A 481-nucleotide genomic window follows, 5' to 3' on the forward strand; every position below is an offset into this window, starting at 1 on the left:
TTCGTTGGTCAGCCGCAGAAGAATGCGATGGCCGATGAAGGATCCGAGAACGGAGAATGGGGCCGCGATCCCGATGGCTGAGAGTTCCGCGCTGGAAAGCACCCAAAGCGATCCAGAGTAGAAGATGATCTTGGCGATGTGCGAGAGCACTTGGAGCGCCGACTTTGTGGCGATGATCTGGCGGCGATCCATGCTCGTGCGCACGAAGAACACATCGACGATAGGGCCTGCTACGCCCACGCCGATGTTGAGCCCGCCGGAGACGAAGCCGCAGCCGATGGCATGCAGGGGCCGGGCGGCATCAAGATGCGCCCATCGGGCCGGTATCCAGGCCGTGATTGGAAGAAGACCGACGCAGATCGAAACGACAGCCCGGTTGGGAACGTAGCTGACAAGCCCCAGGAGCAGCACTGCGCCGGCTAGGCCCAGAGTGGAATAGCGGATGATGCGCCAATCGATCCAGGCCCGAGCGAGATAGGCG

General features: G+C 62.0%; 1 protein-coding gene. It reads right to left on the reverse strand.

Annotation, left to right across the window (positions count from 1 at the left end):
• The coding region (locus tag AC2JF9_RS08635) for a TSUP family transporter (protein ID WP_500726946.1) at positions 1–481 on the reverse strand (481 nt) is incomplete at both ends.

This window comes from Lactobacillus sp. C449L, assembly GCF_059900815.1.